This is a genomic window from Acinetobacter sp. BD54 (assembly GCF_044778325.1).
Lineage (GTDB): Bacteria > Pseudomonadota > Gammaproteobacteria > Pseudomonadales > Moraxellaceae > Acinetobacter > Acinetobacter baumannii.
Map to the genome: position 1 here is coordinate 348,087 of NZ_JANJEP010000001.1, position 14,035 is coordinate 362,121.

The window sequence follows — 14,035 nt, forward strand, 5'->3', positions numbered from 1 at the left end:
TTATAGCACAAACTCTATCCATACTGTCGATATATCAATTGTTATGTTTCAAAGAAAAACGTTTAGGTTCTGCATCTAAATTGAAATGATTTTACGGAGCCGGTTGCATTCGCTTATTACGAATATAGTCAATCAAAAACCGTGCAGCAGCACCGAGTTCACTTTCGCGGCTCCAGACCAAATCAACGTAATATTCAAATCGAGGCGTAAAATCAAATACATCTAATGCTTTAAGCTTGTTGTTTAACTCAGGATTTTCTTTAAACATCTCTTGTGGCAGTACACCCCAACCTAAATTACGTAAAATCATTAAGCAAGCAGAGTGGTGGTTATCTGTACGCCAGTAATGTTTTGAAAATAATAATTCGGGTTTTAATGTTTCATCTCGACTTGCCACCACAATTTGTCTTGTACCTAAAATCTGCTCATATGAAACATGCTCTTGGCTTGCGAGCGGATGGGTTTTTGAAATAACTGGAATTAAGGCTTCACGTTTGAGTTCAACAAACTGTTCTCTATTGTCTAAATGCTCACGTTCAAACATAAGGGCCAGTTGGGCGGATCCATCTAACAACATTTGAAGCGCATCTTCTTGAGGGGCAGACACAATATTAATTTGTAGATCGGGAAAGCGACTTTCTAGCAGGCAAACATAGTCGGTCCAATTGGTATGTAGCAGCTCAGACACCACAACAATAGTAAGATTAGGTTCCAGCCCAGTACTTAATGCATGCGCGTGCTGTTTCCATTGATTCATTTCAATCAATAGTTGCGCCGTTTTTTCATATAGCACTCGTGCTTCGGCTGTAGGAGTAGGTTCGCGGCCTTTACGTTCAAATAAAGTCAGATTCAGATCAATTTCTAAATTAGCAATCGACATACTTACAGCAGAGGGGACTTTACCGAGTTTCCTTGCTGCTGCTGAAAATGAACCTGTTTCCATAACGGCTTGGAACATGAGAAGCTGTTCTTGATTAATATTCATCTGTCAAAAAAATTGAAAGAACCTGATTGGATTAATCAAAATTATAAAAATAAAATGCACATTATCCAAGTTATTATTGAGTATTTAAAAATGTTGATTTCCAAGAGAAGACTCATTCATGCAATCAGTTATGAAGGAATTTTGTTGGTCATCATTGCGATTGCATTAAGTTTTATTTTTGACATGCCGATGGAAGTGACCGGAACACTTGGTGTGTTTATGGCAGTGGTTTCAGTTTTCTGGAATATGATTTTTAACCACTATTTCGAAAAAGTAGAACATAAATTTAATTGGGAAAGAACGATCCCTGTGCGGATTTTACATGCGATTGGTTTTGAGGGTGGTTTGCTGATTGCGACTGTTCCAATGATTGCATATATGATGCAGATGACACTGATTGATGCATTTATTTTAGATATAGGTTTGACCTTATGTATTTTGGTTTATACCTTTATTTTCCAGTGGTGCTATGACCATATTGAAGATAAGTTTTTCCCAAATGCTAAAGCAGCATCACTTCATTAATTCACATAGATTGAAATGAAATAAGCACCCAGATGGGTGCTTATTTTGTTAGGTCGATAAATAGAAATTATTTTTCTACAATCGCAACCACACCTTCACCACCTGCTGTACAGATCGAGATTAATGCGCGGCCTGAACCTTTTTCATTAATTAATTTAGCTGCAGTAGCCAAGATACGACCACCAGTGGCAGCAAATGGGTGGCCCGCACCTAAAGATGAACCATTTACGTTCAGTTTAGAGCGGTCAATTGAACCTAAAGGTGCATCTAAGCCAAGACGTTCTTTACAGAATTTTTCATCTTCCCAAGCTTTTAGGGTAGAGAGTACTTGAGATGCAAATGCTTCATGGATTTCGTAGAAATCGAAGTCTTGAAGCTTAAGGTTAGCACGCTTAAGCATACGAGGTACTGCATAAGCAGGAGCCATCAATAAGCCTTCTTTAGGACCGTTCTTGCCAATGAAGTCAACAGCTGCTGTTTCAGAGAAAGAAAGATAAGCTAAAACTTCATGTCCGTTTTCTTTTGCCCATTCTTCAGAAGCAAGCAATACCACAGAAGCACCATCAGTCAACGGAGTTGAGTTACCCGCTGTCATTGTTGCAGTTTCGCCTTTACCGAAAACTGGTTTTAACTTAGCAAGTTTTTCAACTGTACTGTCAGGACGTAAGTTGTTGTCACGGTTAAGACCTAAGAATGGAGTCATTAAGTCATCAAAGAAACCACGCTCATAAGCAGCAGCAAGTTTTTGATGGCTGCTTGCAGCTAGCTCGTCTTGTGCTTCACGAGTGATACCCCATTCTAAAGCAGTGATTGCTTGGTGCTCACCCATTGAAAGGCCAGTACGTGGTTCACCATTGCTTGGAGCATCAAGAAGCTTTTTAAAATCAATCTTTGTTAGAGCTTTAAGACGGTCTTTACCTGTTTTAGCAACATTAAGCTCAAGTAAAACTTTACGTAAACCATCACCTACAGCAATCGGTGCGTCAGAAGTTGTATCTACGCCACCTGCAATACCTACGTCGATTTGACCAAGCGCAATTTTGTTAGCAACAACAAATGCTGCTTGTAAACCTGTACCACATGCAATTTGGATGTCGTAGGCAGGAGTTTCAGGAGCAAGATCTGTGCTCAATACAACTTCACGAGTCATGTTGAAATCACGGCTATGTTTTAAAACAGCGCCCGCAACAACTTCGCCAATACGCTTACCTTGTAAGTTAAAGCGCTCAACCAAACCATTCAATGCTGCTGTCAGCATGTCAGAATTAGACGCTTTAAAATAAGCAGTATTTGAACGTGCAAATGGAATACGGTTGCCACCAAGGATTGCAACGCGGCGAACAGTGTTTTGACTCATGGTTTTATCCTGTTGAACAGAAGTTTTGGTTTTTGTTGCTTTTGGTGCTGCAGCTACATTTGAAGATGTAGACGGGGTTGCTGAAGCAGCGCTCTTACTACGAGGGCTACGTGCAGGTGCAGTCGTTGAACGAGTACGTGTCGTTTTTGGTGTATTAGTTGCTGCTTTAGGAGTAGTGTTGTTACGCTTAGCCGTGTTAGAGGCCGACTTTGATGTATTTGACACTTTTTCCTGAGCAGAATTCTCGACTGCTGGATTTTCTTGAGTTGTTTTGCTCATAAGGCTTTTCCAAGCATAATAACGATATTCTTGTTAGCTACCTTAACACAATTCAAATAGACCTGTATTGACTAGAATGACATTGTAGATAGCATTCAGGTCAAGACATCCAAAGATGAACTCAAGTATGATTTGGAGTAACTCTAATGAACGACTGCTTTCATATTGTTTCTATCCATCTCATAACATAATGAAGCCTGTCGTAGAAAATTCATTTCTTTGAGAGATAATAATCATGACTGATCAATACCAAGCATTTACACAATCTCCTATTGGTAAATTCGTTGTTAAAAATCTGGGTTTACCATCGCCAGTTGTATTAGAGCGTTTTGAAAGTGCTCAGCCAGTAGTGAATGGTGCAGTATTGGTTGGCGCAGCGCCGTCAAGTGTATTGTCTGGTGCGATTGCACAAGTACTTAGCAATATTCATGCAGATAGCTATGTAGGCAATAATGTTGCGTTACAACAAGAAGCTGCAAAAGTTGGTTTAAATTTACGTCCATTCAATGCAGGCGATAAAGAATCAAAATTCAAAGCAGTTGTATTTGATGCATCTGGTATTCAAAACTCAGAACAGTTAAACGAACTTTATAAATTCTTTAATCCGATTGCACGTCAAGTTGCGACTTCTGGTCGAGTGATTGTTATTGGTACAACGCCTGAAACTGCGAAAACTGTGAAACAGGCGATTGCTCAGCGTGCACTTGAAGGTTTTATCAAATCTGTAGGTAAAGAATTTAAAAAGGGTATTACTGCTCAAGTTGTGTATGTAGACGAAGGTGCTGCTGCAAACCTTGAATCAACATTACGTTTCTTGCTTTCTCCACGTTCAGCTTATGTATCTGGTCAAGTGATTCGTGTTTCTAAAGCAGAGGTGGTTGATGTTGATTGGGCAAAACCGCTTGCTGGAAAAACTGCATTAGTAACTGGCGCAAGCCGTGGTATTGGTGAGGCAATTGCACATGTATTGGCACGTGACGGCGCGCATGTTATTTGTCTAGATGTACCACAACAACAAGCTGATCTTGACCGTGTAGCAGCTGACATTGGCGGTTCTACATTGGCAATTGACATTACAGCTGCTGATGCGGGCGAAAAAATTAAAGCTGCTGCGGCAAAACAAGGTGGTTTAGATATTATCGTTCATAACGCAGGTATTACACGTGACAAAACTTTGGCAAACATGAAGCCAGAGCTTTGGGACTTGGTCATTAACATTAACTTGTCTGCTGCTGAACGCGTAAACGACTACTTGTTAGAAAACGATGGTCTAAATGCAAATGGCCGCATTGTTTGTGTATCATCAATTAGTGGTATTGCTGGTAACCTTGGTCAAACCAACTATGCTGCATCTAAAGCAGGTGTAATTGGTCTAGTGAAATTTACTGCGCCTATTCTAAAAAATGGTATTACCATTAACGCAGTAGCACCTGGCTTTATTGAGACTCAAATGACTGCTGCGATTCCATTTGCAATTCGTGAAGCTGGTCGCCGTATGAACTCAATGCAACAAGGCGGTTTACCTGTTGATGTAGCAGAAACAATTGCATGGTTTGCATCAACTGCTTCTACAGGTGTAAATGGCAACGTTGTACGCGTGTGCGGTCAAAGCTTGTTAGGCGCTTAAGCACTTTTAGCTAAATAGGGGTGCTTGTGCATCCCTTTTTTATTCAAAAATCTATAAATTATAAAAGGTTAGGTATGAATACTCGTCATTTTAGCCAGCTACCAAAAGCGGCATTGGCTTATCCAAAAGTAGTGCAAGGTTTAATTTTTAAAAAACCGAAAGGCCCAAAAATCTTACCGCAAGTTGAATATGTGGTAGATACCCTAGAAATTGATCAGAATCATTTGAAGGCTTATAACGAAGTATGTGGCTTTCAAAATAATGGCTTTGTACCAGCAATTTATCTAGCGGTACTTTCTCAAAGCCTGCAAATGCATATGATGACGGCAGAAGCATTTCCATTTCCAATTTTAGGTTTAGTTCATATCCGTAACCAGATTAAACAAACCAGACCAATTGGTGTAACTGAAAAACTTACTTTGTCATGCAAATTTGGGGAACTAAAACCGCATGATAAAGGTGTTCAGTTTGACTTTATTACCACGGCTAAAGTTGGCAATGAAGTGGTGATGGAAGGCTTAACGACTTATTTATCTCGCCAAAAAGTCGAGAAAAGAGTGGGTGAGAAAGCCAAAGAAGAACAAGCACCAGCTTATGTTCCAAAGGCAGAGTGGAATATTTTAGAAAACACTGGTCGCCGTTATGCGAAAGTGTCTGGTGATTTTAACTTAATTCATATTCATGCCATTACTGCAAAAGCATTTGGTTTTAAGCAAGCAATTGCGCATGGTATGTGGAGCAAAGCTAAAGCATTAGCAAACCTTGAATTACCAAATGCTTATGAAGCAGATGTATGGTTTAAGCTGCCAATGTTCTTACCGTCAAAAGTTGAGTTTTTAACTGCAAATGCAGATAAAAAGACTGATTTCTTGATTCGTAATGCCAAATCACAAAAACCGCATGTTGCAGGAACTGTAAAAGCGTTATAAAAATATCAGCAGCCTGAACAGAGGTTTGGGCTGCTTTTGAGCAAAATAACAAAAAATGCAAGGAACTTCATGTGATTAAAGAGATTTTACTGGCCGATACCCATAACTATCATGGTATTTTGGATGAACGTTTTATTGATTTAGCTCACCAGTTTAGCCGTCTTCAAGATGCTAGAACCGGACAAGGTGGAGCTGCTTTAGCGGTTTATTTTAGAGGCCAAAAAGTTGTAGATATCTACACCGGTCTAAAATCACAAACTGAAGCTTGGCAACCTGACACATTGGCAGTTTGCTACTCTACGGGTAAAGGTGTACTTGCAACTTTAGCGCATATTTTGGTAAGTGAAGGGTTTTTAGAATACGACAAACCGATTGCGACCTATTGGCCTGAGTTTGCTCAAAATGGAAAAGAGCAAATGACTTTACGTCATGTGCTAAGCCATCAAAGCGGCATGTTTGATGTTCGAAATATCATCGAAAGTGCGAGAGAAATGCTCGACTGGTCACATATGTTAGAGGTGGTCGCGGCGACTAAGCCAAGATTCCTTGCAGGAGAGGGCAATGCTTATCAAGCTTTAACATTCGGTTGGCTAGTCGGTGGCGTACTTGAAAAAGCAACTGGTCAATCTCTAGATCAGCTCATGCAAAAATATCTTGTTGAGCCATTACAGTTAGATGGTGCCTATTTTGGAACGCCTGCAAGTGAGTTGGATCGTGTAGCACGTTTAATTATTCAACCAAAACCAGAAAAACCAGCATCTACTCAAGTTGAAAAACCTAAAAAGCCACAGACGCGTAAGAGTTCACTCTCTGAAAAAGTGATTACATGGACGGGTCAAGACCCGCAAGATTTTCAGGATGCCATGATTCCAAAAGGAATGAAAAATTTTAGTTTCTTTAGTGATGAGGGACTGCAAGCAGTCATTCCGGCAGCGAACGGGACATTTACTGCAAATAGCCTTGCTAAAATTTATGCGATGCTAGCAAATCAAGGTGAATGGGATGGACAGCAATTGATTCGCCCAGAAATATTTAAAGAACTTAGTACTATTCAAAGTTATGCACGTGATCGTGTCATGCCAATACCGATGAATTGGCGTTTAGGCTATCACCGCATTATTACCATGGGTAAACGAGCTAAAAATGGATTTGGGCATATTGGTTACAATGGTTCAGGAGCGTGGTGTGATCCTGAGCGTGACCTCAGCTTTGCCTATGCCCATAACTTCCAGATTGGTTCAATTACAGGCGATTATCGTTTGTGGGGGCTGACTCAAGAAGCTTTACGTTGCACCGACCAAATTTTAAAAGGCCGTAAAGGCTGGTTCTAATATTAGTATTTTAAAGCTGGTATTTTTAAGCAATGCCAGCTCAACATTTATAATAATTCTAGGCGAATAATTGCTTCGGTATGACGCTTAAAATCTTCTTCAACTAAACCTTGTAAACCAAGTTTATAAATCCCTTCTAATCCACACACAAAGGCAATGAGTCGCCACGCAATATCTGTGGAATTAGACCTATTTTTAAATTCGCCTTCTTTTTGACCGCATTCAATCGATTGCACAATAGCTTGGTGCCAACTTTGCATGGCGAGGTTATACGCTTTTTGTATTTCAATATCTTGTTCAATTAAGAGTTCAGCTTCATTCCATAATCTTAAGTAGGGCTGAAGTCTGTCTATGTTTTCTGCACCTAATAAAATGAAGAGTCTTTGAAATTGGCTAGTTGTTTTGAGAGTTTGTTCAATTTCATCAAGCTGTTCCATCAGCTTTAAAAAAGCTTCAGCTTTTAAATGAGATGCCGAAGAAAAGTGGTGGTGAACTTGTCCGGTTGATGTTTGTGCTTCTGTTGCGATTCGGCGTACCGTCATGGCTGTAAAACCTTCAGCCAAAGCAATTTGCATGGCAGCTTGCAGAATCATTTCTCTGCGTTGATCGCGATTAAGATAGGCCATGTTTTTTCACCTGACTGAATTCGACACAAATTACATTAAAACTAAAAGTTGGACAAGTGTCCAATTGTGTATATAATAACCATGATTTGAACACATGTCCAAGTTTTGGATATTGAAGAGCGTTATGCAAAAAAAATGGTTAATCCTGACAATTATCGTCCTCATTTATTTACCTGTTACGATTGATGCAACGGTGATGCATGTTGCAACACCATCTTTAAGTGCAGCATTGAATTTAACTGCCAATCAGCTTTTATGGGTCATTGATATTTATTCACTGATTATGGCGGGTTTGATTTTGCCGATGGGTGCACTCGGTGATCGTATCGGCTTTAAAAAATTATTATTTATTGGAACCGCAGTTTTTGGTGTTGGTTCTTTAGCTGCGGCTTTTTCTCCAACAGCCTATGCCTTAATTGCTTCTCGTGCTGTCTTAGGTCTAGGGGCAGCTATGCTTATTCCTGCCACTTTATCCGGTATCCGTAATGCCTTTACCGAAGAAAAGCAGAGAAATTTTGCACTTGGTCTTTGGTCTACAGTAGGTGGAGGTGGAGCAGCTTTTGGTCCATTAGTCGGTGGTTTTGTATTAGAGCATTTCCATTGGGGAGCTGTATTCCTCATTAATATCCCGATCATTTTAGTCGTTCTAGTTATGATCGTGATGATCATTCCTAAACAACAAGAGAAAACTGATCAGCCAATTAACTTAGGGCAAGCTTTAGTTTTGGTTGTAGCAATTTTAAGCCTCATCTATTCAATTAAATCGGCTATGTATAACTTCTCGGTGCTCACGGTTGTGATGTTTGTGGTGGGTATAAGCACATTAATTCACTTCATTCGAAGCCAAAAAAGAGCTATGACACCAATGATTGATCTGGAATTATTTAAACATCCAGTGATTTCTACCAGTATTGTTATGGCAGTTGTGTCCATGATTGCTTTGGTTGGCTTTGAATTATTACTGTCTCAGGAGTTGCAATTTGTACACGGGTTTTCTCCATTACAGGCGGCGATGTTTATTATTCCATTTATGATTGCAATTAGTTTAGGTGGTCCATTAGCAGGTATTTGTTTAAATAAATGGGGTTTACGTAGAGTATCGAGCCTAGGTATTTTAGTGAGCGCGCTCAGTTTATGGGGGCTTGCTCAGCTCAACTTTTCAACCGACCACTTTTTAGCATGGACGTGTATGGTCTTTTTGGGCTTTAGTATTGAGATTGCCTTACTGGCCTCAACTGCTGCCATTATGTCATCTGTGCCCCCTCAAAAGGCGAGTGCAGCAGGTGCCATTGAGGGAATGGCCTATGAACTTGGCGCTGGCTTAGGTGTCGCTATTTTTGGTTTAATGTTGTCTTGGTTTTATAGCCGCTCAATTATTTTGCCAGCCGAGCTTCCGTCAAACTTAATTGAAAAAGCGAGTATCTCGATTGGAGAAACCATGCAATTAGCCTCTAACCTTGAAAATCCTTTAGGAGGGCAATTAATTGTAGTGGCGCAGCAAGCTTTTAGCTATGCCCATAGTTGGGTACTTACCCTCTCAGCGATCTGTTTCTTCCTTTTAACTGTATTTGTCTGGTTTAGTTTTCCGAAGAAAGTAAATTAATATTTTTCACAGTATTTAAAGTTTCGGTAGAGAACCTTTTCTTCGAAACTTTAAAATTCACTGATAGTCCAGACAAATGATGTAGTTCGCAGTTTATCTGTACGGATATGAGCTTTATACGTTCACACTCTTTTAAAAACAAAGTATGCTTATGCCTGTAACAAGGAGCATACATGTATCAAGTACTTGCTAGAAAATACCGTCCACGTAATTTCAATGAGTTAGTGGGACAAAACCATGTTTCTCGTGCATTAAGTAGTGCATTGGAACGCGGTCGTCTTCACCATGCTTATTTATTTACAGGAACGCGTGGTGTAGGTAAAACTACAATTGCACGTATTTTAGCCAAGTGTTTGAACTGTGAAACAGGTGTAACTTCTACGCCATGTGAAGTTTGTGCCACTTGTAAGGCGGTAAATGAAGGCCGTTTTATTGACCTAATCGAAATCGATGCTGCTTCAAGAACAAAAGTAGAAGATACGCGTGAACTTTTAGACAACGTTCCTTATGCACCAACGCAAGGCCGTTTTAAAGTTTACCTGATTGATGAAGTACATATGCTCTCTACGCATTCTTTTAATGCGTTATTAAAAACACTAGAAGAACCACCAGAACACGTTAAGTTTTTGTTTGCTACGACAGACCCACAAAAGCTACCGATTACGGTTATTTCACGTTGTTTGCAATTTACTCTACGACCTTTAGCTGTCGATGAAATTACCAAGCACCTCGGTGCTATTCTTGAAAAAGAACAGATTGCTGCTGACCAAGATGCAATTTGGCAAATTGCCGAATCTGCTCAAGGTTCATTACGTGATGCATTATCTTTAACTGACCAAGCCATTGCTTATGGGCAAGGTGCTGTACATCATCAAGATGTTAAAGAAATGCTTGGCCTGATTGACCGTACGATCATATATGATTTGATTTTAGCGGTTCATCAAAACCAACGTGAAAAAGTGAGCCAGTTATTACTCCAATTTAGATATCAAGCCTTAGATGTCTCGTTAGTACTGGATCAGCTCATTTCAACATTGCATGAGTTGGCTTTATTACAATATTTACCAGAGCTCGGCTTAAAGTATAGTGAAGAAATTAATGCCAAAATTCTTCAGCTTTCTAAACTGATTTCTGCTCAAGATTTGCAGCTTTACTACCAAATCGCATGTAAAGGCCGTTCAGACTTGCAGCTTGCCGTAACGCAAGAGCAAGGTTTTGAAATGTGCGTTTTACGATTATTGGCATTCCGTCCTTTAGCACCAAATGAAATTTTAGTTTCAGAACCTGTTCAACAAAATGGGCAAGCAGAAGTAGGCCTAAATTCACAAGCTCAAACAGCCCAAGAGATTACTCCTGTAAGTGCTGTTCAGCCTGTTGAAGTTATTAGCCAACCCGCTATGGTTGAACCTGAACCTGAACCTGAACCTGAACCTCGGCCTAATCAGGACTTAATGGTATTTGACCCAAATCATCATGAGTTGATTGGACTTGAGTCAGCTGTTGTTCAAGATACTGTTAGTGTTCTTGAGGAAGATTTCATTCCGGTACCAGAACAAAAGTTAGTACAAGTTCAGGCTGAAACCCAAGTCAAACAAATCGAACCTGAACCAGCTTCTACTGCTGAGCCTATAGGTTTATTTGAAGCATCGAGTGCTGAATTTTCACTTGCTCAAGATATGTCAGCTTATGACTTGGTTTCTGAATCTGTTATTGAGCAACAGTCATTGGTGCAAGCTGAAATTGTTGAAACAGTTGCGGTGGTAAAAGAGCCTAACGCAACAGATAACAGCCAACTGATGCCACAAGATATTTTAAAGTTGCCATCACAAACTTTGGAAGGTGAGTGGACACTTGAAAAGTGGGAGTTTTGGTTTAGAAATAGCCAGCTTTCTCCAGCCGTTCAAGAACTTGCTCAACATGGTGTGATGACTGGGGAAATTGGTGGCAACACGGTTTTCCATATTCCTCAAGAATATGAAAATATGTTGACTCAGCTACAACAAGCCTTAATTGAAGCTTTAAAGCAGCAGTGGCCAAATACACAATTTACGGTCGAGTATGGTGCAGTCAATACTGCTACACCGTATGTTATGCAAAGCGTTCGTAAAGAAAAAGCTTTCCATCGGGCTACAGAACTATTACAGCAACAACCCGTTATTAAAAGCCTCATAGAGACTTTTGATGGTGAGCTGCAAAATATTCAATTAAAGCCTTAAGTTCAATTGAGTTTTGATCTGGTGAGAAACTTGAAAAAATAGAATTTTCATAGTTTTCACTGGATTGAAATATTCAGGTCACGCCACTGTCATTGTACTTTTCTATGTTAGCCATTTTAGATTTTAAATGGACTATATATCGTCATGAAAAGGCAATACACAGGAACAATTTCCTTTAAATATTCTTATTTTTTATTAATCGGTGCCATTCTGCTGAGTGGTTGTAACGACTCGGCAAATGATAATTCGAATACACCTGACACAGGTAAAAAGCCTGTCATGCGCTGTGCTCCATAAACTTACAATAATAAAAAGAATTTGATCATGATTACACGTCGTAAATTTTTAAATTACTCTTTAAATATGGGCTTTGGCGCTGCAGCGTTGGCGGCTTTCCCATCGAGTATTCAAAAAGCTCTAGCAATTCCTGCAAATAATAAAACGGGCACTATTCAGGATGTTGAACATGTCATCATCTTAATGCAGGAAAACCGATCTTTTGACCATTATTTTGGTACGTTAAAGGGTGTTCGAGGTTTTGCTGACCGTTTTACGATCCCTCTGCCAAATGGTCGCCGTGTATGGGAACAGCTGAGAAGTAATGGTCAGGTTTTAACCCCATTTCACTTAGATGGAACAGCCAATAATGCACAGCGTGCAGATGGTACGCCTCATACGTGGGATGACAGTCAGTTGGCGTGGGACAATGGACGTATGGCAAACTGGCCAACTCATAAAACCGATATATCTATGGGCTATTTTAAAGAAAAAGAAATCCCATATCAGTTTGCACTTGCCAATGCCTTTACGATTTGTGATGCTTACCATTGTTCCATGCACACCGGAACAGATGCGAACCGCTCTTTTCATTTAACTGGTACCAATGGTGCAACACCGACTAAGCGTTCATTTGTAAATAATGAATGGGACTGGATTGATGGTAACCCAGCGACGGCAGACCGTGGTTACACTTGGAAAACCTATGCCGAAAGATTAGAAGAAGCAGGGATAAGCTGGATTTGTTATCAGAATATGCCAGATGAATGGGGCGATAATATGTTGGGTGCATTCCGTTCTTTTAGAAAGGCCAACATTGCATCCGGTTATCCCGTTTCAAGCGGTGGGGAGCCGAATAAACCATATGCCGATACGGGTCAAAAACTACCGTATAAAGCCTATGATGCGGCTACTGATAATACCAAAAATCCACTCTATAAAGGCATTGCAAATACGCTACCGGGCAATAAACCAGAAGAATATCTCGACACTTTTAAAAGAGACATTCGTGAAGGGAAGTTACCTCAAGTTTCTTGGATTAACGCGCCATCGATATACTGCGAACATCCAGACCCTTCAAGCCCAGTTCAAGGAGCTTGGTTTATTCAAGAAATTATTGATGCATTAACTGCTGTACCAGAGGTGTGGAGTAAAACGGCTCTGCTCATCAACTTTGATGAAAATGATGGTTACTTTGACCATATGCCATCGCCATCAGCACCATCTCGACTCAAAAACGGCCAGTACGCAGGTAAATCGACACTAAGCAATGCTGATATGCAAGATGAATATTTTGATCATGCTGCACCTGAGGGGAGCCATTCACAGCCTACACCTGATGGACGAGTTTATGGTCCGGGTCCTCGTGTTCCTTTATATGTGATTTCTCCATGGAGTCGTGGCGGTTGGGTCAACTCACAAGTTTTTGATCATACTTCCGTGCTCATGTTTTTAGAAAAACGTTTTGGTGTAAAAGAGCCGAATATCAGTCCATACCGCCGTGCAGTATGTGGTGATTTAACCAGTGCATTTAACTTTAAAACACCAAATGCAGGTGTTTTACCGCAGCTGAGTGGTAAACAAACACGTGTGCAGGCAGATGCGCTAAGGGAAAACCAAGAAGCTTTGCCAGCTGTTCCTGTACCTACAGATGTAAAATTACCAATTCAGCAAAGTGGGATCCGTCTATCACGGGCGCTACCTTATGAGTTGCATACCAGTGCGCGTTGTAAAGCAGATGGTAAGGTGCAATTGATTTTTTCTAATACGGGTAAGCAGGCAGCGGTTTTCCACGTATATGACAAGCTCAATTTAGACCGTATTCCAAAGCGTTATATTGTCGAGCCGAATAAAACTTTAGATGATGAGTGGGATGCTTTAAACAATAACTTAGGCCGTTATGACCTATGGGTACTTGGTCCAAATGGCTACCATCGTCATTTTAAAGGGGATACTCAACGTATTATCGATAGTGGTGTTAAACCTGAAATTCGAGTGTGCTATGACATTGCTAATGGTGATGTTTATGTCGAACTCATGAATGAGGGAACCAAGGATACAATATTGACAATAAAACCTTGTGCATATCGACATGATGCGCCATTGCAACTGACCATAAAAGCGGGACAAGTTGTTAAGCAACATTGGTCGTTGGCTGATGTTGGGCATTGGTATGATTTTGAAGTTACGAGCCAGAGTGATCCGTATTATTACCGACGTTTTGCTGGCCGAGTCGAAACAGGTGAGGACTCCTTTAGTGATCCTGCAATGATCTAAGTTA

General features: G+C 40.3%; 11 protein-coding genes. 8 read left to right on the forward strand and 3 right to left on the reverse strand.

Annotation, left to right across the window (positions count from 1 at the left end; genetic code table 11):
* Positions 1-91 precede the first annotated feature (91 nt).
* Complete coding sequence (locus NQ782_RS01715) at positions 92-985, reverse strand: LysR family transcriptional regulator (protein WP_001024733.1); 894 nt, start codon at positions 983-985, stop codon at positions 92-94.
* Positions 986-1,075: 90 nt separating this feature from the next.
* Here NQ782_RS01715 and aceI point away from each other — a divergent pair, with 90 nt between their 5' ends.
* Positions 1,076-1,510, forward strand: coding sequence for a chlorhexidine efflux PACE transporter AceI (gene aceI, locus NQ782_RS01720; protein WP_057093131.1), 435 nt, complete (start codon positions 1,076-1,078; stop codon positions 1,508-1,510).
* A gap of 67 nt (positions 1,511-1,577) precedes the next feature.
* Here aceI and NQ782_RS01725 read toward each other — a convergent pair whose 3' ends face one another.
* Positions 1,578-3,146: an acetyl-CoA C-acetyltransferase gene (locus tag NQ782_RS01725; protein WP_000047933.1), complete on the reverse strand. Its 1,569-nt coding sequence runs from the start codon at positions 3,144-3,146 to the stop codon at positions 1,578-1,580.
* A 235-nt stretch (positions 3,147-3,381) separates the two neighbouring features.
* Here NQ782_RS01725 and NQ782_RS01730 point away from each other — a divergent pair, with 235 nt between their 5' ends.
* From NQ782_RS01730 to NQ782_RS01740, 3 genes are all read left to right on the forward strand, one after another.
* Positions 3,382-4,773, forward strand: coding sequence for a 3-oxoacyl-ACP reductase (locus NQ782_RS01730; RefSeq protein WP_000132124.1), 1,392 nt, complete (start codon positions 3,382-3,384; stop codon positions 4,771-4,773).
* A 74-nt stretch (positions 4,774-4,847) separates the two neighbouring features.
* The gene (locus NQ782_RS01735) at positions 4,848-5,702 is read left to right on the forward strand and encodes a MaoC/PaaZ C-terminal domain-containing protein (protein ID WP_001097350.1); all 855 of its coding nucleotides are present in this window, start codon (positions 4,848-4,850) and stop codon (positions 5,700-5,702) included.
* Between the two features lie 71 nt (positions 5,703-5,773).
* On the forward strand, positions 5,774-7,033 hold the full coding sequence (locus NQ782_RS01740; RefSeq protein WP_057093124.1) for a serine hydrolase: 1,260 nt from the start codon (positions 5,774-5,776) through the stop codon (positions 7,031-7,033).
* 47 nt (positions 7,034-7,080) lie between these two features.
* Here the strand turns inward: NQ782_RS01740 and NQ782_RS01745 are convergent, their stop codons facing one another.
* The gene (locus tag NQ782_RS01745; RefSeq protein ID WP_002046935.1) at positions 7,081-7,659 is read right to left on the reverse strand and encodes a TetR family transcriptional regulator; all 579 of its coding nucleotides are present in this window, start codon (positions 7,657-7,659) and stop codon (positions 7,081-7,083) included.
* Between the two features lie 124 nt (positions 7,660-7,783).
* Between NQ782_RS01745 and amvA the strand changes: the two genes are divergently transcribed.
* From amvA to NQ782_RS01765, 4 genes are all read left to right on the forward strand, one after another.
* The gene (gene amvA / locus NQ782_RS01750) at positions 7,784-9,262 is read left to right on the forward strand and encodes a multidrug efflux MFS transporter AmvA (protein WP_057093121.1); all 1,479 of its coding nucleotides are present in this window, start codon (positions 7,784-7,786) and stop codon (positions 9,260-9,262) included.
* 173 nt (positions 9,263-9,435) lie between these two features.
* Positions 9,436-11,478: a DNA polymerase III subunit gamma/tau gene (locus NQ782_RS01755; protein ID WP_267581171.1), complete on the forward strand. Its 2,043-nt coding sequence runs from the start codon at positions 9,436-9,438 to the stop codon at positions 11,476-11,478.
* Between the two features lie 144 nt (positions 11,479-11,622).
* Positions 11,623-11,775: a hypothetical protein gene (locus NQ782_RS01760; protein WP_002011867.1), complete on the forward strand. Its 153-nt coding sequence runs from the start codon at positions 11,623-11,625 to the stop codon at positions 11,773-11,775.
* 27 nt (positions 11,776-11,802) lie between these two features.
* Positions 11,803-14,031 carry a phosphocholine-specific phospholipase C gene (locus NQ782_RS01765; RefSeq protein WP_086231115.1) on the forward strand — a complete coding sequence of 743 codons (2,229 nt, stop codon included), beginning with the start codon at positions 11,803-11,805 and terminating at the stop codon, positions 14,029-14,031.
* The last annotated feature ends 4 nt before the right edge of the window (positions 14,032-14,035 follow it).

Bases quoted from the DNA above. Each gene is read 5' to 3' on its own strand.
- NQ782_RS01735 (WP_001097350.1), top strand. From the start codon at position 4,848: ATGAATACTCGTCATTTTAGCCAGCTACCAAAAGCGGCATTGGCTTAT.
- NQ782_RS01745 (WP_002046935.1), bottom strand. From the start codon at position 7,659: ATGGCCTATCTTAATCGCGATCAACGCAGAGAAATGATTCTGCAAGCT.
- NQ782_RS01730 (WP_000132124.1), top strand. From the start codon at position 3,382: ATGACTGATCAATACCAAGCATTTACACAATCTCCTATTGGTAAATTC.
- NQ782_RS01760 (WP_002011867.1), top strand. From the start codon at position 11,623: ATGAAAAGGCAATACACAGGAACAATTTCCTTTAAATATTCTTATTTT.
- NQ782_RS01765 (WP_086231115.1), top strand. From the start codon at position 11,803: ATGATTACACGTCGTAAATTTTTAAATTACTCTTTAAATATGGGCTTT.
- aceI (WP_057093131.1), top strand. From the start codon at position 1,076: ATGTTGATTTCCAAGAGAAGACTCATTCATGCAATCAGTTATGAAGGA.
- NQ782_RS01725 (WP_000047933.1), bottom strand. From the start codon at position 3,146: ATGAGCAAAACAACTCAAGAAAATCCAGCAGTCGAGAATTCTGCTCAG.
- NQ782_RS01755 (WP_267581171.1), top strand. From the start codon at position 9,436: ATGTATCAAGTACTTGCTAGAAAATACCGTCCACGTAATTTCAATGAG.
- amvA (WP_057093121.1), top strand. From the start codon at position 7,784: ATGCAAAAAAAATGGTTAATCCTGACAATTATCGTCCTCATTTATTTA.
- NQ782_RS01715 (WP_001024733.1), bottom strand. From the start codon at position 985: ATGAATATTAATCAAGAACAGCTTCTCATGTTCCAAGCCGTTATGGAA.